A 17,386-nucleotide genomic window follows, 5' to 3' on the forward strand; every position below is an offset into this window, starting at 1 on the left:
TCGGTAGGGTCTCTATCGCAGCGTGCTCTCGAAAAAAGTAATAAAAATCATAGGCTTTCATGGAATAACGCCCGACAGAGCGATTTCTCTCCTGTATAATGCTCGCACAGCAAGAATAATGGAGAGCACCTCATGTCCGCCCATAAGAAAACTGTCGCTGATGCTTGCGAAAGCTGGCTGAAATCCTGTCGTCGAAACGAGCTTGAGCGCTCGACGCTTAAGGCTTACCGTAGTCATGTCAGAGTTCATATTGAACCGAGGATAGCAGATCTTCTGCTCACTGATCTTACGCGTGGTGTCGTGCGTGAATTCCTTGATGATCTTCAGGACGACGGGGTGTCTCATGCGCTCGCCCGGAAAGTCATGGTTAGTCTCAGATCCATCTTGTCTGAAGCTGTGGAACGCGAGTGGATCGCCACGAACGTTGCGGTGGAGGTCAAGGTAAAGCGAAAGGCTCGAGCGCGTGCTGATGAGCGAATTGTTCCCACGAAGGATGAAATCCGGCTGATCATCGAAAACGCTCCCGAGAGCCATCGCGCGATGTTCATTACAGCGATCTTTACCGGTATGAGGATCTCAGAGCTCAGGGGGCTGACTTGGGATGCCGTCGACTTTGATCGGAACATCGTTCGTGTTCTTCAGAGAGCTGATGAGTTCAACGAGATCGGTTATCCGAAGAGCAGGGCGGGCATACGGGACATCCCCATGGCCCCGATCGTCAGCGCCACTCTCAAGGCGTGGATACGAAAGGTGCCTCAGAGCGAGTTGAACCTCGTGTTCCCGAACTCTGTCGGCAAGGTTCAGAACTACTCCAATATCTACAATCGCATCTTCAAACCGATGTTGGTCAAGAACGGAATTGTGGATGGGAATGCAAAGGCGAGGTTTGGGATTCACGCACTACGGCATGCGGCGGCCTCGCTGTTCATTGAGCAGGGATGGAATCCGAAGAAGGTCCAGACGCTGCTTGGGCACGCAACCATCATGATGACAATGGATGTCTACGGCCATCTCTTCGAAAACCCTGAAGAGGACGTCTCCATGTTCGAGAAGTTGGAGCGAGACTTGCTTGCAGCTTGATCGTCCGTCAGGCCAGTGGAGTAGATAAGCGAAACCCCCAAGTGACGGCGCTGCGCTCATCATGTCCATCGGTGAACTCCACTATATCAATCGAAGAGAGCGGTAAGCAGACGTTCGCTACACAACATGCGAATGACCGCTATGCGGACAAACCGGACCTCCCTGCAAATGTGCCGAAAGATGGACTTCCAATGTTTGCTCTGCGGGCTTGGCCGACGTTGCATTATGTTTCTACAAGTTAGAGTGCATTCTTAGTCGACTTACACAGGTTGACCCGCCGGGCGGGTGCATCAATGGGCGAATTAGCGGTGACGTAAAATGTAGAGTTCGAATGCCTTCTGCTTTGTCCGTTCTCGTCATCTCAGCAACTGAATTGTTCCGGCTTCTTTGTGAGTTCAACCTTTTCGGCTGGGTCAACGTTCAATTGGGAGCTTGGAGACAGGCTCTATGCGCTCTGGACATCTTATCGTTTAGAACGAATTGGATTATGGCATTGCGTCGCTATAGTCAGCGGATAAGGTTGAGGTGCCGGGGTAGGTGTGGAGGTGCCCATGTTGGGAAAAGAAGGATGCGGAACGGCTGCCATTGAATGCAGTGTCAACACAACGATAGTCCACAATTATTTCGAGACGAACATTGTAGTTTCTGACAGAGGTAATGTACTTTCTTCCCAGACGATTTTGAAAAAGGTTATAGTTGACGACAGCCAAGAACAAGACGTGCCCGATATTGAAAAAGGAACGAGTTTGAGCGGGCCGCGTACGCTCAGCGGCCCCGCGTTTTCAATAGTGCTTGAGGAGAAAATTTCGAAAGAAAAATCATCGGAGGCAGGCCTCCAGAACTCTTTTGACATATCGAAAATTATTGCACAGATTGGCAGGAAGTCGTTGAGAGAGCTCTCTGATGAGGTACGAAACGAAGTTGAGAAAGTCTGCATCAAGTCTGCGATCCAAACATGTCGAGGCAATAAAGTGCTAGCAGCAAATCTGCTAGGGGTCAGCAGGCAGACGCTGTACCAGAAACTACGCAAGTTTATGAAATGAACTCACATCGAGGAATTAGAAAATTCATTCGGCTGTCAAACCCGTTCAATATTTTCGCTGAGATATTTGACGCTTTTCTTCGGATTTTGGGTAAAGGAGTAGTTAACATATGAAATTCCTAACAAAGCGGCACATGTTGTTTCTTGGGATGGCCAGCCTGGCCGCCTCAACGCTTGGATTGCCGTCTTGGGCTCAGTCAAGAAAGCATGTTGTAGAGATGCTCAACAAAGCTCCCGATTCAAATGAACGGCAAGTTTTTAACCCCCCGGTCTTACAAATCGAGGTCGGCGATAGTGTTCTATTTGAAGCAACAGACCGTGGCCACAACGCGGAATCAAATTCAGATATGATTCCAGAGGGTTCGGCTCCGTGGAAGAGCAAAATTGGCGAAGATTTTGAAGTCAAATTTGATGTTCCCGGCGTTTATGGATATCACTGCACTCCGCACCGCTCGGCCGGTATGGTTGGCCTCGTTATGGTTGGGCAAGTTTCCGAAGATGAGCTTGAGATCGCAAGTTCAGTTCGTCATCGAAGCAAAGCAAAGAGCCGTTATGCCGACTACTTTGAAATAGCAAAGTCACTGATTTGACCTTAGTTAGCTTCGGTGTACCATCATTGAATTGCCTAGAATGTCTATCGAAACTGACTATTCCAAGATAGGTGCGTGGGTCGACGGTGAGTTATCGCCTGTGGACAAGCTATACGCGCACCGGATGGGTCTGAGGCACAGAGCTGTGAGCGTATTTGTAACCCGTGGACATGAGACTTTGTTGCAGAGACGAGCGCTAGACAAGTATCACACACCGGGACTCTGGACAAATACCTGTTGCACTCACCCGCTATGGAATGAAGAAGCGGAGACTTGCGCCGTGAGGCGCCTCAACGAAGAAATGGGCATAACCGGTTTGGTTCCCGAATTTCGCCAGACCTTGGAATACAGGGCCGACGTGGGCAAGGGAATGGTTGAGCACGAGGTGGTCGATATTTTTGCTGCTAAATGGCGCGAGAGTGTTCATCTTTCACCGAATCCGGAGGAAGTGGCCGACACTTCATGGATTTCGTTTGACGAACTTGGTCATGCAATCAAATCTCATCCAGAGCGTTTCACTCCGTGGCTGCGAATATATATGGACGATGAGCATCGGGTTGGTGTCTTGGGCTGCTAGCCCAAGACACAATTGTGATCTCCACTCGGCGTTGCCCCAATCTTGTCCCCGCAGGGACAGGGTCGCATTGTAGAAAAAGCTCGATCAAAAGCCGAGAATGAAAATGGAAATGCTAGAGAGCGGAAGCTTCCTGCCCTCGTGCCAGATATTCAAAAGATGTAGCGCCTTCGGCCAGACAATGCAGGCAGGCACCAATCGCATCCTCCCGCGAAAAACATCTTCTCGATCTAGCTACTCTGAGCGAAATGTCTTGGCTTGTTCTACCCAGTTGTCTCTGCTCGCGCGCCCCTTGAAGCTTCTCAGGTTTTGGTCAATCCACGCGACTTCGGCCTCGCTCCACTCAGCTATTTGATCCAAGTGAAAATAACCCATTTCGTTGAGTAACTGCTCCAGCTTTGGACCGACGCCGTTGATCTTCTTCAGGTCGTCCGCCTGATTTCCCTTTGGCGCGTCTATGCCAGCAGGCTTTGATCCGGTACCCTCCACATTAGAAGTTCTCTCTTGCACAATTTCCGGGACGGCAACGCTCGAGGGCGCAGAACTGGACTTGGGTGCAACCTCCACTTCTTCTTCTGGAGCATCTGACCGAAGGACTAAGCCTGAAAGCCAAGATTTTGCGTTGGAAGCTGTATTTCTAACAGTTTCGATAACACCCCATTCACTGTTCGAAGCCGTCTCGTCGAGTTTTGCGCGGGCCACTCTTGCCACGCCGGTCGCTCGGGCCACCGCCGTCTCTGCAAATACCTTGCCGTGGGATGTCATCAAAAACAGGAAAATCATCGCCGCAATAATCATGGCCACAATCAAAGAGAAAAGAGCTGCGGAAACGAAACCGTTTCCGCCGATCAGTCTAAAATAGACCAAGAAGGTCATAAAGAGCCCGGCGACGCAGACGCAAAGAATTCCGAACTGATTGTTGGTTGGCCGCTGCATTCCGCTTCCTTTCTCTGATTCGTATTAACGCAAGCTTAGCAAAAAATTTCAGGCGTTATCGGACGAGCTTATAGTGACGGAGATCTGTTAGTTGTGCTCTGTGCAGCATTGCACATTCGGGGCTCAAAGCCATCGTTCGCTGCGATGCAAAAAGAGACCGCTTTGGGCTCGAAGCCGTCATTCGCTGCGCCCTGCCTGAACGACTGCTCTGCGGAAAGATGCAGACAAGCTTAGGTGCTCTTGGGCGAGTGTGTTAAGCTTTGCCTGGCTGACCGTCTGTGTTGGCGGATAGGTGAGCGACTCATCGTAAGTAAATCAACAGATTTCGCAGCTGCGAGTGGTGCAGGCTACGAGCTGCAAATGGGCCGCTTCAGCAGGCTTCTTGCTCCAAAATTTCTGGCGTTCTCAAAGATTGATGACGATGGTCCGATACTCGATGCGGGCTGCGGAACGGGTTCTTTGACATGCGAGTTGCTGAGTAGAACATCGCAGGCGATGATCGTTGCTGTCGACATTTCAAGTGCCTATATTGAGTATTGTCGGCAGAACGTATCTGACCACCGTGCGGATTTCGATGTAGCGGATCTCACGAAGCTTCCGTTCGCAGACTGCCATTTTGAGCAAGCGTATTCTCAGCTTGTTCTGGATTTTGTTCCTGACACAGTTCGAGCTTTTGAAGAGCTATTCAGAGTGCTTAAGCCCGGCGGCCGCTTTGCAGCAGCCGTTTGGGATGCAAGGGGGGGCTTGGTATTCAATCGCATGTTCCTCGATACCGCTGCAGTTCTGGACGAGGAGGCGGGAGTTCTGCGAAAGAAGAATTTTACAAGACCGCTTCGGCAACCAGGACAATTGACGCAGGTCGCCCTGTCGGCGGGCTTTTCAGGTATTCGAGCAGATGAGCTATTAATCCGAACTGAATTCAAATCTTTTGCCGACTATTGGGCACCCTTCGATGGCAAAGACGGTCCCATACCAGCCTATTATTCGAAAAGACCGACTGACCTGAGGGCAAAAATTAAGGATGCCGTAAGACGCGCATACCTTGATGGCGACCAAGATGGGCCGAGGTCGTATGTGGCGGTTGCCTTGGCAATCTCTGCTGTCAAAATCATGTAAATTCTGAATGTCTGCTCCGGGCTGATTGTGTTGAAAAACTCGAAAATCCCGGAAGCTCGGATTTCCTACGATTGGGCGATTGTTCGATAGGGTGCACTCCTGGCATTGATGACAGTCCTTGGCACGCCCTCTGGCGGCTAGCGTCAGATTTTGGCCGACCCCTCAGCTGAAAATCCTACTGGCGCTGTGGGAGTAATTTTTGGACCGAATTTGTATAGTTCCGGAGTTTTTCAACACAATCAGCCCAATGCAGACACCTCCACATCCCCGCAATAAGATCGACCGAAACCAGCGAGTGGATCACCCCGTGCAAAAAATACCTGAGATTGCCAAAAGCCGGGTCGTCATGCCGGCACAGCTATCGGACCCTGAACGCAACGCGTTGGCGCGCCAGCTTCATCATGTGCATCAGAAGATTTTCGCGGGGGTTTCCGCCGAGGAGTTTTATCGTCACGTGATAGAGCCGCCTGCGGAAGCAACATCAATCCAGCTTTACTTTGCGGAAGACCAAAGTTTAATCGGCTATTGCGCGGTTCACCGCTATCGGCGCCAAGTCCATGGGCGAAACGCCATTGTATTGCGGGCCGAGGCCGGCCTGGTGCCTGAGTATCGCGGGCGCGGCGCAACTTACGGCTTCGGGATCGTCCGCGCCAGACCGACCACTCGGCATGTTCGACGTTCCGACGTCGCGAGCTTCTGGCGGGTGTGAATGACGGCCTGACGGAGCTCCTGTGTGGTCAGGCCCTGGGCTTTAGGTGGTTCAGGCTTTCCTTGAGAATGAGCTTGTCCAGTTCGAGCTCCGCGACGATCTTCTTCAGCTGAACGTTCTCTTTCTCCAAGCTCTTAAGCTCCGACAACTGCGCACGTCCCATGCCGCCAAACCGCCTGCGCCAATTATAATACGTGGCATCGCTGATCCCGACACTGCGACAGGCAAATGCAACATCGCTACCACCAGACAGCTTCAGCTCGATCTCTCGCAGCAGCTTCAACACATCTTCGTCTGAATGTCGCTTCCGTGCCATTCCAAATCCCCCTCCCAAGACAAATGTAGTGGCACAGTTTTAGGGGGCTAGGACAATAGCACTCTTATATTTGAGGTAAGCCCTCTATCTATCTCCGCTGATGTCTTGCGTATTCTTCTGGTCGTTCTGCAGCTGAACAAAGCGTAGTCTGGCTTTGCTTAAGATGACGCCTTCTATTTTCTTTTCTGTCTGGAATGCATGCTGGTTCATCTCTAGTTCACGAATGTTGTGGTGCTTTTAACTATTCTAAGATGAGCCTATCCATATGGGCGATGAAGACGGTCTTGGTGTAGCTATTGCCAATCGTACGCCGACGCTTCGGGGCAATGCATCACTGTTGCCTTTTGCTACTGCAGTGAGCGACGACTTTTTAAATGCTCTGTGGCTTATCTATGCGGTTGTTTGGGACTTGAGGGATTTTGTTTAGCCGAGCAGCTAGGAGTGGGACCTTCTGCAGGGCCTGGCTTTAAGTTTTGTTCTCAAGCTTCTTGGCGCGATCCAGCATGCGTTTGACCGTTGGAGGGGACCATGTGCCTCCCCGTGAAGTTTTCAAGCCACGTTCATTAGCCTCGTCGGCGACTGAGCGCAGAGTCGAAGATTTCCGGTCTTGATGCAGTTCGGATTGGATCCTCGCAATCTTTCTCGCCAAGATGTCTGCTGCCATTGATCGCTTTTCTGCCGAGGATATTCTTGCTAATTGCGTCTGTCGTCGTCGCATCTTGATGGGAGCTTTGCCAAGCTCGGCCAGTTCACGGGTGTCAGGATCGATCTCAGTCTTGATACGTCCGTCGATCGTTATGAATTCCCTTAGGTCGTCGCGGAGGGCCGCGGCAAACGAACGTCCTTCATATCTTGCCTCCCAAAATACGGGCGCGAACGCGGCTAGTTCTTTGATCATATCCTTTCGTTGCATGAAGGGTACCTTCCGAAATATTCTTCTGAAGTCATCAATGACGATTTTATCACTGTTTATCACGGCCCAATGGAGAAGGGACTTCAGCTTCGGAAGTGCGTCCAAGCTCTCAACGCGAGATGCTTTCTCGATATTGATCGGAGCGTCTTCTTCAGAACATACGGAAAAGAGGTACCTTAAGTTAAGTATCTGCTGCAATCGAGCCGGATACTTTTTTGGATGCTTAGTCGAAATGGCACCCGAAGATATGAACACATAACCTCGCATTATGGTGGTTTACATTTGTGTTGAAAAAACACAAGTGAGAAAGTGGTCGCGAGATTAAAAAGAGGGGACATCTTGTAGGTTCTGCTTAGGGTTTTCGTAGGGGTGTTGAAATCTACAGATTTAGGGAAAATGATTATAAATCATAGGCTTTCGTGGGAAAGTGCCCGACAGAGCTCTTTCTCTCATGTATAATGCTCTCGTAACGAAATAATCGGAGAGAACCCCATGTCTGTGCAAGAAAAATCGATCGCCGACGCTTGCGACAGCTGGCTCAAGTCCTGTCGTCGAAACGAGCTCGAGCGCTCGACGCTGAAAGCCTATCGAAGCCATACACGGGTACATATCGAACCGAGAATAGGCTCTCTTCTGCTGACCGAGCTGACACGCGGAGTAGTGCGTGAATTTCTGGATGATCTACAAGACAACGGGGTCTCACACGCTCAAGTCCGCAAGATTATGGTCAGTCTCAGATCGATTTTGTCTGAAGCTGTGGAACGCGAGTGGATCGCCACGAATGTTGCGGTGGAGGTCAAGGTAAAGCGAAAGGCTCGAGCGCGTGCTGATGAGCGAATTGTTCCCACGAAGGATGAAATCCGGCTGATCATCGAAAACGCTCCCGAGAGCCATCGCGCGATGTTCATTACAGCGATCTTTACCGGTATGAGGATCTCAGAGCTCAGGGGGCTGACTTGGGATGCCGTCGACTTTGATCGGAACATCGTTCGTGTTCTTCAGAGAGCTGATGAGTTCAACGAGATCGGTTATCCGAAGAGCAGGGCGGGCATACGGGACATCCCCATGGCCCCGATCGTCAGCGCCACTCTCAAGGCGTGGATACGAAAGGTGCCTCAGAGCGAGTTGAACCTCGTGTTCCCGAACTCTGTCGGCAAGGTTCAGAACTATTCCAACATCTACAATCGCATCTTCAAACCGATGTTGGTCAAGAACGGAATTGTGGATGGGAATGCAAAGGCGAGGTTTGGGATTCACGCACTGCGGCATGCGGCGGCCTCGCTGTTCATTGAGCAGGGATGGAATCCGAAGAAGGTCCAGACGCTGCTTGGGCACGCATCCATCATGATGACAATGGATGTCTACGGCCATCTCTTCGAGAACCCGGAAGAAGATGTTTCGATGTTTGAGAAGTTGGAGCGAGACTTGCTTGCAGCTTGATCGTCCGTCAGGCCAGTCGAGTAGATAAGCGAAACCCCCAAATGACGGCTCTGAGCACATCATGCCCATCGGTAAACTCCGCTATATTGATCGAAGAGACGGAGGCCGGATGACCTCGCTGTCGAATGTCGATGCGCCTGAACCCAGGTGACCTCGCAGCGGACCTTTTTGAGGCACCAGTCCCCGACGCCATTATGAGGCGGCACTGCCGACCTCGGAGAGAACCATGAACCCGATGAGACCAAATTACGCTCTTGAATTACCGGCCGCAGATAGAGAACTTTTGCTCTAGTCGCGGATTCTTTGCAGTTAAAATCATCTCCCGGGCGGTCATCGAATAACCTATCTCAAAGGAATTCTCCTGCCTTGGCCGTTCTGTGATATACTTTGTAATTCTTTGTAATTCATAGAGGGGGAACAGACATGACTGCCAAGACACCAAGTGAACTTCGCGACCAAGTTCGTGGAGCCGTCATCACACCGGAAGACGACGACTATGAGGAGGCACGCCGCGTTCATAATGGCATGATCGACAAGCTGCCTTCAGTCATAGTGCGGGTGGCGAATACTGGCGACGTGATGGCGACCGTTCGCTATGCCGCCGACAATAACCTTAAGCTCGCGATCAGGGGCGGTGGCCATAGCGGGCCAGGCTTCGGCACTGTCGATGACGGAGTTGTCATTGATTTTTCAGGAATGCGCGGAGTAAGGGTAGATCCGAACGCCAAGTCTGCACGCGCCGAGGCAGGTGTCACCTGGGGGGATATCAACGCAGCGACGCATGCCTTCGGGCTGGCCACCCCTGGTGGAATCATCTCGACAACCGGCATAGCGGGGCTGACCCTCGGAGGCGGTGTTGGTTATTTGTCTCGCGGTTTCGGGCTTTCGTCAGATAATCTGATTTCCGCTGACATTGTGACAGCCGACGGCAAGATGTTGGTTGTCAGCGAAGAAGAAAACGCCGATCTATTCTGGGCGATCCGCGGCGGCGGCGGCAACTTCGGCGTCTGCACCTCATTTAAATACCGGTTGCACCCGGTCGATACCGTTTACTGGGGGCCGATGTTCTACGAGGTTTCCGAGACCGAAAATATCCTGAAATTCTTCCGTGAGTACATCAAGGAAGCACCGGAACAGATGGGTGTGTTTCCCGCGTTCCAAGTGGCACCACCTTTACCATTCATTCCCGAGGATCGACATGGTGACATGTTTGTGGCCCTCGTGGCCTGTTGGGCGGGCGACCCTGCAGAAGGTGAAAAGATGTTCAAACCCTTTCACGATGTCGCCGAGGTTAAAGCCGAACATGTTGGTCCGGTGCCATTCCCGGCAATCAACGCTGCATTCGACGATCTCTTCCCGAAGGGGATACGGCAATATTGGAAAGGCAACTATGTCAAAGAACTGTCTGATGCGGCAATTGCCGAACACGTCAGACACGGCCCCAATGCACCCGGCGTGAGTGCGTCGATGCACCTTTATCCGATCAACGGTGCTTGCAAGAGGATCGCCCCCGACGCAACAGCCTTCGGACATCGCGACGCAAATTTCTCGATGGTGATGCTGGCTGCCTCAAATGATCCAGCCGATGACGCGAAAAACATCAAATGGGTGCGCGACTATTCTGATGCTATGGCGCCGCATTCCGAGCAGGGTGGATACATCAACTTCATGGACGACGATGATGGAGAGCGGGTAAGGGCGAACTATGGTGCCAATTACGACCGGCTTCTGTCTATCAAGCGCCAGTACGATCCGGCAAACCTGTTTAGCATAAACCAGAATATCGTTCCCTAGTTCGCAGTTGATCTTGGCCGGGCCGATGAAATCGCCCCGGCCCGACGCAATTCAAGTGAGACAGGTTGCTCTGGATCCCAAATGGCGCTCTGTCCTCCTGCGTAAAAATGAGTATCACATATCAATCGTCCACTTCGTCCGGATTGTGTTGAAAGACTCCGAAATTCAGATATCGGGATTTTTGGGCAAAAGCCTATCATACTAGGAAGTCAGGCGAGATCGTTCGTGAGGCGAAGAGAGCTGGCGCGTGAGCGACGAAAGGCCAATTTGGCCGAACCTCTCGCCACCAAAATCTCGTCGAGCTGTGCGGCGAAAAATTTCGTTGTACAGCGCCAAAGAAGGGGGTTTTCAACACAATCAGCCCAAAGCAGGTATTCGGATCATCCCCGCTTCGCGCGAATTTAGAATGAAATACTGTGCCTTTCTTGTTAGGCTGCGATCCAACGGATAGGGAGGACTTTTATGGCTGCCGAAGAGAAACTACCGCAGCTGCAAGGTCGAAACATGACTTGCGGCGGAGGCTTTGAGACCTGGCTTCAGTATGTCGATGGTTTCACGCTTCGACATTTTTGCGCATTCGAACTTCTCAATGATAAGCGCGGCGTGGCGTGCTTGAGTGACTACCACCGAAAATTGGTGGAAGCGGCTGTGGAGAACGGCTTTGGCGTAATCAACGAGGGGCTGCACTATCGCGCCAGCCGGGATTGGGGGGAGTTGATTGGGTTTTCCAAAGAGGCCCTCGAAGAGATCAACATCCGCGGAATAGAGTTCTACAAGGACTTCGCCAAGGAGTACGACAGCCCCGAAACGCCTATGATCGTTGGAGGTGTCATTGGTCCGCGCGGGGATGCCTATAACGTCGGTCGGACGCCAGATGCGGCGGAGGCAGAAGACTATCACTCAGAGCAAATTCAAACTTTCAAGAAAGCCGGAGCAGATGTCGTTACCGCGGCTACATTCTCAAGCATCGAAGAAGCGACTGGTATTGCGAAAGCCGCAAAACCGGCTGACATTCCCGTTGTGATTTCGTTCTTCGTTGCCCGGGGAGGAAAACTTAAAGGCGGAGAGACGCTTGAAGAGGCAATTCGCGCCGTCGATGCTGCCACCGAAAGTTCTCCTGCCTACTACATGATCAACTGCACCCATCCGACCGAGTTCACACCAGGATTGACCGATGGAGATTGGACCCGCCGTCTAGGTGGCTTCATGCCCAACGCAGTTGCGATGGAGACGCTTGATCTTTGCAAACTCGGTCATCTCGAAGACGGCGATCCGGAAGAACTCGGGGGTCAAATGGCTGATCTTGCACGACGCTTCCCCCACATCAACGTATGGGGCGGTTGTTGCGGCACGGATGGACGCCATATTAGACAGATCACGCGTCAGGTCGGCGAGGCGCGGAGGGGGATGGTGGCGGAATAAAGCGACTTTCTGGAGGGACTGCTTCTTCCGGAGGGTGTGTGGAAGTCTATAGGTAGCGACCTTCGCGCTGGAGGATCTCGATTTTGTAGCCGTCGGGGTCTTCCAAAAAGAAGAAGGTTGCGAGCTTCTTACCCTCGTGGGTCAAAGATTTGACGTCACCCGGTGCGAACCCTAGCGATGAAAGCCTCTCGTGCTCCGCTTCGATATCGCCGACGCTGAAGGCAATATGGCCATATCCGTTCCCAAGTTCGTAAGAGCCTTCATGTCCTTTGTTCACAGTCAATTCGAGCTCAAACTCGGTTTCCTTGTTGGACAGATAGATCAGAGTGAAGTTCTCAAAATCGAAAATGTCCGCAACTTCCAAGCTGAACGCCTTCTTATAGAAGTCCAGGGACCTCTCACTCTCCAGCACACGGATCATGCTGTGAATTGCTTTAGCCATTCGCGGTATCCCTCGGATCATAGGTGTCTCAAGGACCCCAAGGCCCCCGAGACATATTCGGACTTTCCTAATTCGAGCCCAAGTGCTTAGCCCGCCGCAGGAAGATAAGGGATTGCTCCGGCGAGATCAGTATCATCGATGACATGGAAGCGACTTACGCTGCCGGCTTGCCGTGCCTTGCCAAAAGGAGCGTACTCTGGGTCATTAGCAAATGCATCCAAAGCCTCGCGCGAAGGAAACTGAATGAGGGCGATTAGAGTCGTATCGAGACCCTCGCCCTCAATTGTGTCGATGTTTCCACTTCGCGACAGATACTTACCACCGTGCTTCGCCACGATATCGTGAACTTTGCTCGCATACTCGGGTATCCAGGCGTCGTCCGTGACTTTTACATCAGCTATCAAGAAGACTGTCATCTTCACTCCCCGTTTTTGTTTCGTTATTCATTGTTAGGAGTTCTACGTTACCCGGCAGGGTGCTTCGTGTCTGCACATTTTTAATGGCCGCTCTGGGCTGATACTGTTGAAAAACTCCGCAATTGCACAAATTCGATCCAAAAATTGCCCCCACAGCGCCAGTAGGATTTTCAGCTGAGGGGGGTGTGGCCAAAATCTGAAGTTAACCGCCAGAGGGCGTGCCATGGACCATGATCGATGCTAGGAGTGGACTCTATCGAATAATCGCCTGTTCGCAGGAAATCCAAGATTCTGGGATTTTCGACTTTTCTCATTTGTGTTGTAAAAACATAAATGTAACTTTCTTTCCTGAATGGATTGAAAATCCTCGTGTCGGTGGTTCGATTCCGCCCCCGGGCACCACTTAAATATCCGGAATAGATTGCCTCATACAGTTGCCTAGCCTGATCTGACTGGTCCAAAGGCCCGCACTCTAACAAGAACCCAACCGGACTTGGGTGTAGGCACCGGTATGGTTTCCAGTTTCTAGACCTCGGGTCCCCCCGGCTCCCGAATTACGACCGCCTTCATGCTTCCAATACTGAGACCTCTATGAGGAAATGCGAAAGCCAGCCCTGGCAGGTGTTCTTGTCACTATGGACTTGAACGGGTCAATCGCCGCAGCCTCCATCAGTGATCGTTCTGCGGAACCAAGCCGACTTTCAGTTCGTTTGTGATTTTCGGATGAATTATTACTGTGCGATTGTTCCGCGTTTTTCGAAACACGCCTTCGACTTCCGCTCAAGAACGTAGCTACCCATCCGATCATGAATTGTGGCCAACGACCAGCTCCATGGCGCCGCCATGATTGCGCTTCCAGCGTGTCAATCAGCGGGTCAACGGACGCGGAGGCTTGCGGTCACTCACAAGCCGTAAGCCAAGATGGGCTGGGGGCGCGCCCACCGCGCAGCCTCCTCTTGCCGGATCGCGGGTCAGAGCAGACAGAACAGACACATGCAGGCCACCGGCGAAGAAAGCGGCACACCGCGTGCTTGGGACGTCCGCGTCATAACAATCTGCCGTCCACTCCCATACAGGACCGTCAAGATCAGCGATGCCTTCCGGAGATACCGTAAAACTCCCACTGGGTTTCAATGCGCGAGGGTAGTCGAGGTCGGTCGAGTAGGCCGACGCCCAGGACAGGGCGGGATCTGTAAAAATCGGGTCCGGTTCTTCCGGTAAAATACTGGCGGCAAGCCCGGACCACTCCGCCATTGTTGGCAGGCGCATCGGGTGACCTGAAGTCTCGTTGATCCAACTGACATAAGCCTGTGCGTCCAGCCAATTCAAACCTGTGGCTGGAGTGTTGGCAGGATCAAATCCAGGTCGGGCCTTGATCGGAACGACACATGCGCCGTCTTCTACGCATCTGTTCCACTCACGTATCGTGACTTCGTAACGTGCAACGTAGATTGGCCCCTTGGGTCCTTGCCATGCGCTCTCGGAAAACTCGGGCAATAAAGTTATATCTTGTTTGGGGCCATCATTATTCCAGACGGCCCCGACGCTTGCGGCCATGAGTATCGCAGCAAGAATTGCGGATACACTACGTGCTCTCATGACCAGCCCTCCTTCAGGTCGAAATTGGACCGGGTTCTTTGAGTTGCGCCATCAGGTCGTTGTCCCATTGGCCCTCCACCACGAAGTGACCTGTCGCTCCAAGCAGCACGGCTTCGATCAGGTTGTGGGTCACATAGGCGTAAACCCCGGGCTGTTTGAATGTGTACATCGCCGCCCCGGCTGCGCCGCCGCGAATGAACCAGGTCTCAAATCCAGTCATCGGAGCGTCCGAGAAACTGCCACCTTCCCAAAGGAAATCAGCGTGGCCGCCGATAAGGTGCGGACGGGAATCCCGATTGGCTTGCGTGTGAACCATCAATACGGTTTCACCAACCTTTGCCTTTAGTGCACCTTCCCCCGTCAGAGCGCCCACAGCCCCATTGAACACGACGTGTGTCGGAACAAGGCCCCTCATTGCTGCGAGACTATCCGAGTAATCGCCACCTGCGAACTCGTATGTCTTGTAGTTGCCGTCATCATCCATCGGCAGATAGTAATCCTGCTCGCCAATGTAGACGACTTTGTCATAGCTGAGAGGGTTCCCTTCGCCGTCCTTTAACCCGTCACGAGGCAGAACCATCACTGCGCCATTCATACCGTGGCAAATGTGATAAGGGATCATCTCTCCACCGGGTGCGCAGTGATACACGAACGTGCCGGGCTTCGTGGCTTTCCACCGCAGCACGACTTCTTCGCCAGGATAGACATGGGTCAGACCACCGCCGCCAAGCGCACCTGTCGAGGCGTGAAAGTCCACGTTGTGTTCCATGACGCTTGTCGGAGGGTTCACCAGTGTGACTTCAACGTAGTCGCCCTCGTGGCAGACGATCATCGGGCCCGGCACCGAACCACCATAGGTTAGCGCCCAGACTTCCGCGCCTGTGTCCTCGTCGACGACCATGAGCTTTTCTTCGATCTCAAGACGCACCTCAACTACGCGTGGACCAGTGCTGGCAACCTGTTCGTGAGCCGGCACGAATGGTGGCGCGACAAGCTCTTGGGTGACGCGAGGCAAGTGACTGAGATCAACTTCGGGCGCGTCGACGGTCACGCTGTCTGCAACTGGCAAGAGCGCCTTACTGCGTCCAAGAACTTTGTGAGCGTGGCGATACTTGGCCTGTGTAGGGGTCGCAGTTGCTCCTACCACAGAGGCGGCGCCGGCAAGGCCCGCATACTTCAGAATGTCCCGACGGCTTGGAAGCGGCAGAGGTGATTTGAACTTATTGGTCATATTCTATCCTTTCTCGATCGAAGTTGGAGCTATTGTGCGCTTGCAATGGCTGCTTCCAGCCGGTCTTTCGCCCGGCGGGGTAGTCGCCCTTCCAGGAAGTCTTCGGGAACGTCCGCGTCCCCAACTTCAACGGCCATCACCATTCCCATGGCGAAATGCGGCTTGCATTGAATCGCGTACCAACCTTCAACTTCAAAGGTCACTTCGATCTCTTCGTTGATCTTGCCTTTGAACTCCCCGGAGCCTTCCGGAGAACGATCCTTGATTGACTCGGCGTTGTGGCCGCGATCTGCGGCGACAAACTTCAGCGTGTCGCCCGGCATGAGCTTTACATAGGCGGGCTCAAACACCATCGGTGATCCGTCCGAGCCCTTGTTTAGCATCTGAATCTCAAATGTTTCGGCCATAGCCGAGCTCGCCATCATGACGGCGAGACCAGTGGCCACTACTAACTTGGGGAACATTTCGTGCAGTCCTTTTTGTGGTTGTGTCCGCAGAATATCGAACTTGAAATCGTCGAACGTTGCGCTTGCACAACGTTCGAGGCGATTTCTGACCGTAGATCTTAAGCATGGACCCGCAGGAAGCCGACATGCGCAAAACCAGAGTGAATTTAGATGAGCTGCACGTGGCCACGATCATGCGCCAGTGGCCGGATACGATTCCCGTATTCCTGGAATTCAAGATGCTTTGCGTGGGCTGTCCGTTTGCCAGTTTTCACACTCTGGCAAGCGCATGCGACCTTCATCCGGTCAAAAGATCACGCGTCTCAAGTCGTTTGGAAGAAACGATTACCGATGCTGCGCCGCCGCGCGCTCCATCAAAAGATGCGGCTGACTAACAACAATCTTCTTTCGTCGGCTGATAACGATACCTTCGCTCTCCCAAGCGCTTAGGAGTCGGCTGACTGTGTGTAACGTGGTTCCGGTCATCTCCGAGACATCCCGGCGGGTTATTGGAAAATCAATCTCGATACCGTGTTCCGTGGCCTTACCAGCCTGATTTACAAGTCGCAAAAGCGCATTCGCGATACGTTGCTCAACATGGAGTGTCGCCATTTCAACGATCCGATCGTTCATCTCACCGACGCGAAGCCCGACTGTTCGGTAGGTTTCCGTAAGAAAACCCGGATAGTCCCGGCCAAATGTCTCCCATAGAGATGTGGGCCAGCTCAGGGCAAGGCAATCTCTCGCCGCCTCCGCTGTGGCTGGATAGCTGTTGCGGGAAAGAGCTTTGGCAATTCCGAAAAGCTGCCCTGCAGCTATGTGCAATGCGACGATCTGTTCTCCGTGTTCGGTGATCCGAACGACCCGGACGTAGCCGTCAAGGAGAAGGAAAAATCTATCGGCGTCGTGGCCTTCAAAGAAGAGCGCCCCTCCGGAAGCGACTGCCACGCGCGAGGACTGTTCGAGTATCGCGCCGATGTCCTCAAGCGATAAAGAGCCGAATGGCGGGAGGTCAGATATCAAGCTGGGATCTAACCCATGCTTGTGCATTGTATTCGGGATTCCGTGCATTGCGTCGAGTGTGTCTCAAATTTTGACGGATAGCTAGCGTGACCGGTTCCCAAGCTATCGATTGTTCGAGGGACTCTGAAGTCGGTGCAGTAGAATGGCAAGCTGCGGTCGAAATAAATGATCGCTTTGGGCTCAATGCAGTCATTCACTGCAGCGAACACTAATGTCCGCTTTGCAGACTAAGCGGCCACTAGCGCAGTTAACCCATCATGCTTTTTTTAGGCTTTGCACCTCACCGGAGTCGGGCGC

General features: G+C 52.6%; 20 protein-coding genes. 11 read left to right on the forward strand and 9 right to left on the reverse strand.

What is annotated here, in order from left to right:
* Positions 1-132: 132 nt before the first annotated feature.
* The 4 genes from BOA8489_RS16885 to idi all read left to right on the forward strand — a co-directional run bounded on the left by BOA8489_RS16885 (position 133) and on the right by idi (position 3,289).
* Positions 133-1,080, forward strand: coding sequence for a tyrosine-type recombinase/integrase (locus BOA8489_RS16885; RefSeq protein WP_093975485.1), 948 nt, complete (start codon positions 133-135; stop codon positions 1,078-1,080).
* Positions 1,081-1,631: 551 nt separating this feature from the next.
* Positions 1,632-2,123, forward strand: a complete 492-nt coding sequence (locus BOA8489_RS16890) for a helix-turn-helix domain-containing protein (protein ID WP_093975486.1) — start codon at positions 1,632-1,634, stop codon at positions 2,121-2,123.
* Between the two features lie 109 nt (positions 2,124-2,232).
* Positions 2,233-2,712, forward strand: a complete 480-nt coding sequence (locus BOA8489_RS16895; protein ID WP_093975487.1) for a pseudoazurin — start codon at positions 2,233-2,235, stop codon at positions 2,710-2,712.
* A 40-nt stretch (positions 2,713-2,752) separates the two neighbouring features.
* Complete coding sequence (gene idi, locus BOA8489_RS16900; RefSeq protein ID WP_093975488.1) at positions 2,753-3,289, forward strand: isopentenyl-diphosphate Delta-isomerase; 537 nt, start codon at positions 2,753-2,755, stop codon at positions 3,287-3,289.
* Positions 3,290-3,520: 231 nt separating this feature from the next.
* On the opposite strand, the gene BOA8489_RS16905 is transcribed toward idi, so the two are convergent.
* Positions 3,521-4,222 (reverse strand): helix-hairpin-helix domain-containing protein, encoded by a 702-nt coding sequence (locus BOA8489_RS16905; protein ID WP_093975489.1) that lies wholly within the window; start codon positions 4,220-4,222, stop codon positions 3,521-3,523.
* A gap of 360 nt (positions 4,223-4,582) precedes the next feature.
* Here BOA8489_RS16905 and BOA8489_RS16910 point away from each other — a divergent pair, with 360 nt between their 5' ends.
* Together BOA8489_RS16910 and BOA8489_RS16915 are read left to right on the forward strand one after the other, a co-directional pair.
* Positions 4,583-5,338 (forward strand): class I SAM-dependent methyltransferase, encoded by a 756-nt coding sequence (locus BOA8489_RS16910; protein ID WP_217897962.1) that lies wholly within the window; start codon positions 4,583-4,585, stop codon positions 5,336-5,338.
* A 307-nt stretch (positions 5,339-5,645) separates the two neighbouring features.
* Entirely contained in the window at positions 5,646-6,047 is a 402-nt protein-coding gene (locus tag BOA8489_RS16915; protein WP_141138325.1) for a hypothetical protein, read from the forward strand.
* A gap of 28 nt (positions 6,048-6,075) precedes the next feature.
* Here BOA8489_RS16915 and BOA8489_RS16920 read toward each other — a convergent pair whose 3' ends face one another.
* The gene (locus tag BOA8489_RS16920; protein ID WP_093975491.1) at positions 6,076-6,363 is read right to left on the reverse strand and encodes a transposase; all 288 of its coding nucleotides are present in this window, start codon (positions 6,361-6,363) and stop codon (positions 6,076-6,078) included.
* A gap of 265 nt (positions 6,364-6,628) precedes the next feature.
* On the opposite strand from BOA8489_RS16920, the gene BOA8489_RS20535 reads away from it, so the two are divergent.
* Positions 6,629-6,790, forward strand: coding sequence for a hypothetical protein (locus tag BOA8489_RS20535; RefSeq protein ID WP_176440347.1), 162 nt, complete (start codon positions 6,629-6,631; stop codon positions 6,788-6,790).
* Between the two features lie 39 nt (positions 6,791-6,829).
* On the opposite strand, the gene BOA8489_RS16925 is transcribed toward BOA8489_RS20535, so the two are convergent.
* Positions 6,830-7,261 carry a recombinase family protein gene (locus BOA8489_RS16925; RefSeq protein ID WP_176440348.1) on the reverse strand — a complete coding sequence of 144 codons (432 nt, stop codon included), beginning with the start codon at positions 7,259-7,261 and terminating at the stop codon, positions 6,830-6,832.
* A 507-nt stretch (positions 7,262-7,768) separates the two neighbouring features.
* Here BOA8489_RS16925 and BOA8489_RS16930 point away from each other — a divergent pair.
* From BOA8489_RS16930 to BOA8489_RS16940, 3 genes are all read left to right on the forward strand, one after another.
* On the forward strand, positions 7,769-8,716 hold the full coding sequence (locus BOA8489_RS16930) for a tyrosine-type recombinase/integrase (RefSeq protein ID WP_093975493.1): 948 nt from the start codon (positions 7,769-7,771) through the stop codon (positions 8,714-8,716).
* A gap of 423 nt (positions 8,717-9,139) precedes the next feature.
* A complete protein-coding gene (locus tag BOA8489_RS16935) occupies positions 9,140-10,510 on the forward strand; it encodes an FAD-binding oxidoreductase (protein ID WP_093975494.1) in 1,371 nt (456 codons plus the stop codon).
* A gap of 462 nt (positions 10,511-10,972) precedes the next feature.
* Positions 10,973-11,932 (forward strand): homocysteine S-methyltransferase family protein, encoded by a 960-nt coding sequence (locus BOA8489_RS16940; protein WP_093975495.1) that lies wholly within the window; start codon positions 10,973-10,975, stop codon positions 11,930-11,932.
* Between the two features lie 46 nt (positions 11,933-11,978).
* Here BOA8489_RS16940 and BOA8489_RS16945 read toward each other — a convergent pair whose 3' ends face one another.
* From BOA8489_RS16945 to BOA8489_RS16965, 5 genes are all read right to left on the reverse strand, one after another.
* Entirely contained in the window at positions 11,979-12,374 is a 396-nt protein-coding gene (locus BOA8489_RS16945; protein WP_093975496.1) for a VOC family protein, read from the reverse strand.
* 86 nt (positions 12,375-12,460) lie between these two features.
* The gene (locus tag BOA8489_RS16950) at positions 12,461-12,790 is read right to left on the reverse strand and encodes a DUF1330 domain-containing protein (RefSeq protein WP_093975497.1); all 330 of its coding nucleotides are present in this window, start codon (positions 12,788-12,790) and stop codon (positions 12,461-12,463) included.
* Positions 12,791-13,657: 867 nt separating this feature from the next.
* Entirely contained in the window at positions 13,658-14,389 is a 732-nt protein-coding gene (locus BOA8489_RS16955) for a formylglycine-generating enzyme family protein (RefSeq protein ID WP_093975498.1), read from the reverse strand.
* A gap of 13 nt (positions 14,390-14,402) precedes the next feature.
* Positions 14,403-15,620, reverse strand: a complete 1,218-nt coding sequence (nirK, locus tag BOA8489_RS16960; protein ID WP_093975499.1) for a copper-containing nitrite reductase — start codon at positions 15,618-15,620, stop codon at positions 14,403-14,405.
* 29 nt (positions 15,621-15,649) lie between these two features.
* The gene (locus tag BOA8489_RS16965; RefSeq protein ID WP_093975500.1) at positions 15,650-16,084 is read right to left on the reverse strand and encodes a pseudoazurin; all 435 of its coding nucleotides are present in this window, start codon (positions 16,082-16,084) and stop codon (positions 15,650-15,652) included.
* A gap of 128 nt (positions 16,085-16,212) precedes the next feature.
* On the opposite strand from BOA8489_RS16965, the gene BOA8489_RS21120 reads away from it, so the two are divergent.
* Entirely contained in the window at positions 16,213-16,461 is a 249-nt protein-coding gene (locus BOA8489_RS21120; RefSeq protein ID WP_093975506.1) for a DUF1858 domain-containing protein, read from the forward strand.
* Here BOA8489_RS21120 and BOA8489_RS16975 read toward each other — a convergent pair.
* The gene (locus BOA8489_RS16975) at positions 16,412-17,116 is read right to left on the reverse strand and encodes a Crp/Fnr family transcriptional regulator (RefSeq protein ID WP_093975507.1); all 705 of its coding nucleotides are present in this window, start codon (positions 17,114-17,116) and stop codon (positions 16,412-16,414) included. The genes BOA8489_RS21120 and BOA8489_RS16975 overlap by 50 nt on opposite strands.
* Positions 17,117-17,386: the final 270 nt, after the last annotated feature.

It is taken from the genome of Boseongicola aestuarii, assembly GCF_900184815.1.
GTDB classification, from domain to species: Bacteria; Pseudomonadota; Alphaproteobacteria; order Rhodobacterales; family Rhodobacteraceae; genus Boseongicola; species Boseongicola aestuarii.

Coding starts and splice junctions, on each gene's coding strand:
- idi (WP_093975488.1), top strand. CDS start 2,753: ATGTCTATCGAAACTGACTATTCCAAGATAGGTGCGTGGGTCGACGGT.
- BOA8489_RS16920 (WP_093975491.1), bottom strand. CDS start 6,363: ATGGCACGGAAGCGACATTCAGACGAAGATGTGTTGAAGCTGCTGCGA.
- BOA8489_RS16975 (WP_093975507.1), bottom strand. CDS start 17,116: ATGCACAAGCATGGGTTAGATCCCAGCTTGATATCTGACCTCCCGCCA.
- BOA8489_RS16885 (WP_093975485.1), top strand. CDS start 133: ATGTCCGCCCATAAGAAAACTGTCGCTGATGCTTGCGAAAGCTGGCTG.
- BOA8489_RS20535 (WP_176440347.1), top strand. CDS start 6,629: ATGGGCGATGAAGACGGTCTTGGTGTAGCTATTGCCAATCGTACGCCG.
- BOA8489_RS16930 (WP_093975493.1), top strand. CDS start 7,769: ATGTCTGTGCAAGAAAAATCGATCGCCGACGCTTGCGACAGCTGGCTC.
- BOA8489_RS21120 (WP_093975506.1), top strand. CDS start 16,213: ATGCGCAAAACCAGAGTGAATTTAGATGAGCTGCACGTGGCCACGATC.
- BOA8489_RS16890 (WP_093975486.1), top strand. CDS start 1,632: ATGTTGGGAAAAGAAGGATGCGGAACGGCTGCCATTGAATGCAGTGTC.
- BOA8489_RS16935 (WP_093975494.1), top strand. CDS start 9,140: ATGACTGCCAAGACACCAAGTGAACTTCGCGACCAAGTTCGTGGAGCC.
- BOA8489_RS16950 (WP_093975497.1), bottom strand. CDS start 12,790: ATGACAGTCTTCTTGATAGCTGATGTAAAAGTCACGGACGACGCCTGG.
- BOA8489_RS16925 (WP_176440348.1), bottom strand. CDS start 7,261: ATGATCAAAGAACTAGCCGCGTTCGCGCCCGTATTTTGGGAGGCAAGA.
- BOA8489_RS16965 (WP_093975500.1), bottom strand. CDS start 16,084: ATGTTCCCCAAGTTAGTAGTGGCCACTGGTCTCGCCGTCATGATGGCG.
- BOA8489_RS16940 (WP_093975495.1), top strand. CDS start 10,973: ATGGCTGCCGAAGAGAAACTACCGCAGCTGCAAGGTCGAAACATGACT.
- BOA8489_RS16905 (WP_093975489.1), bottom strand. CDS start 4,222: ATGCAGCGGCCAACCAACAATCAGTTCGGAATTCTTTGCGTCTGCGTC.
- BOA8489_RS16895 (WP_093975487.1), top strand. CDS start 2,233: ATGAAATTCCTAACAAAGCGGCACATGTTGTTTCTTGGGATGGCCAGC.
- nirK (WP_093975499.1), bottom strand. CDS start 15,620: ATGACCAATAAGTTCAAATCACCTCTGCCGCTTCCAAGCCGTCGGGAC.
- BOA8489_RS16910 (WP_217897962.1), top strand. CDS start 4,583: ATGGGCCGCTTCAGCAGGCTTCTTGCTCCAAAATTTCTGGCGTTCTCA.
- BOA8489_RS16955 (WP_093975498.1), bottom strand. CDS start 14,389: ATGAGAGCACGTAGTGTATCCGCAATTCTTGCTGCGATACTCATGGCC.
- BOA8489_RS16945 (WP_093975496.1), bottom strand. CDS start 12,374: ATGGCTAAAGCAATTCACAGCATGATCCGTGTGCTGGAGAGTGAGAGG.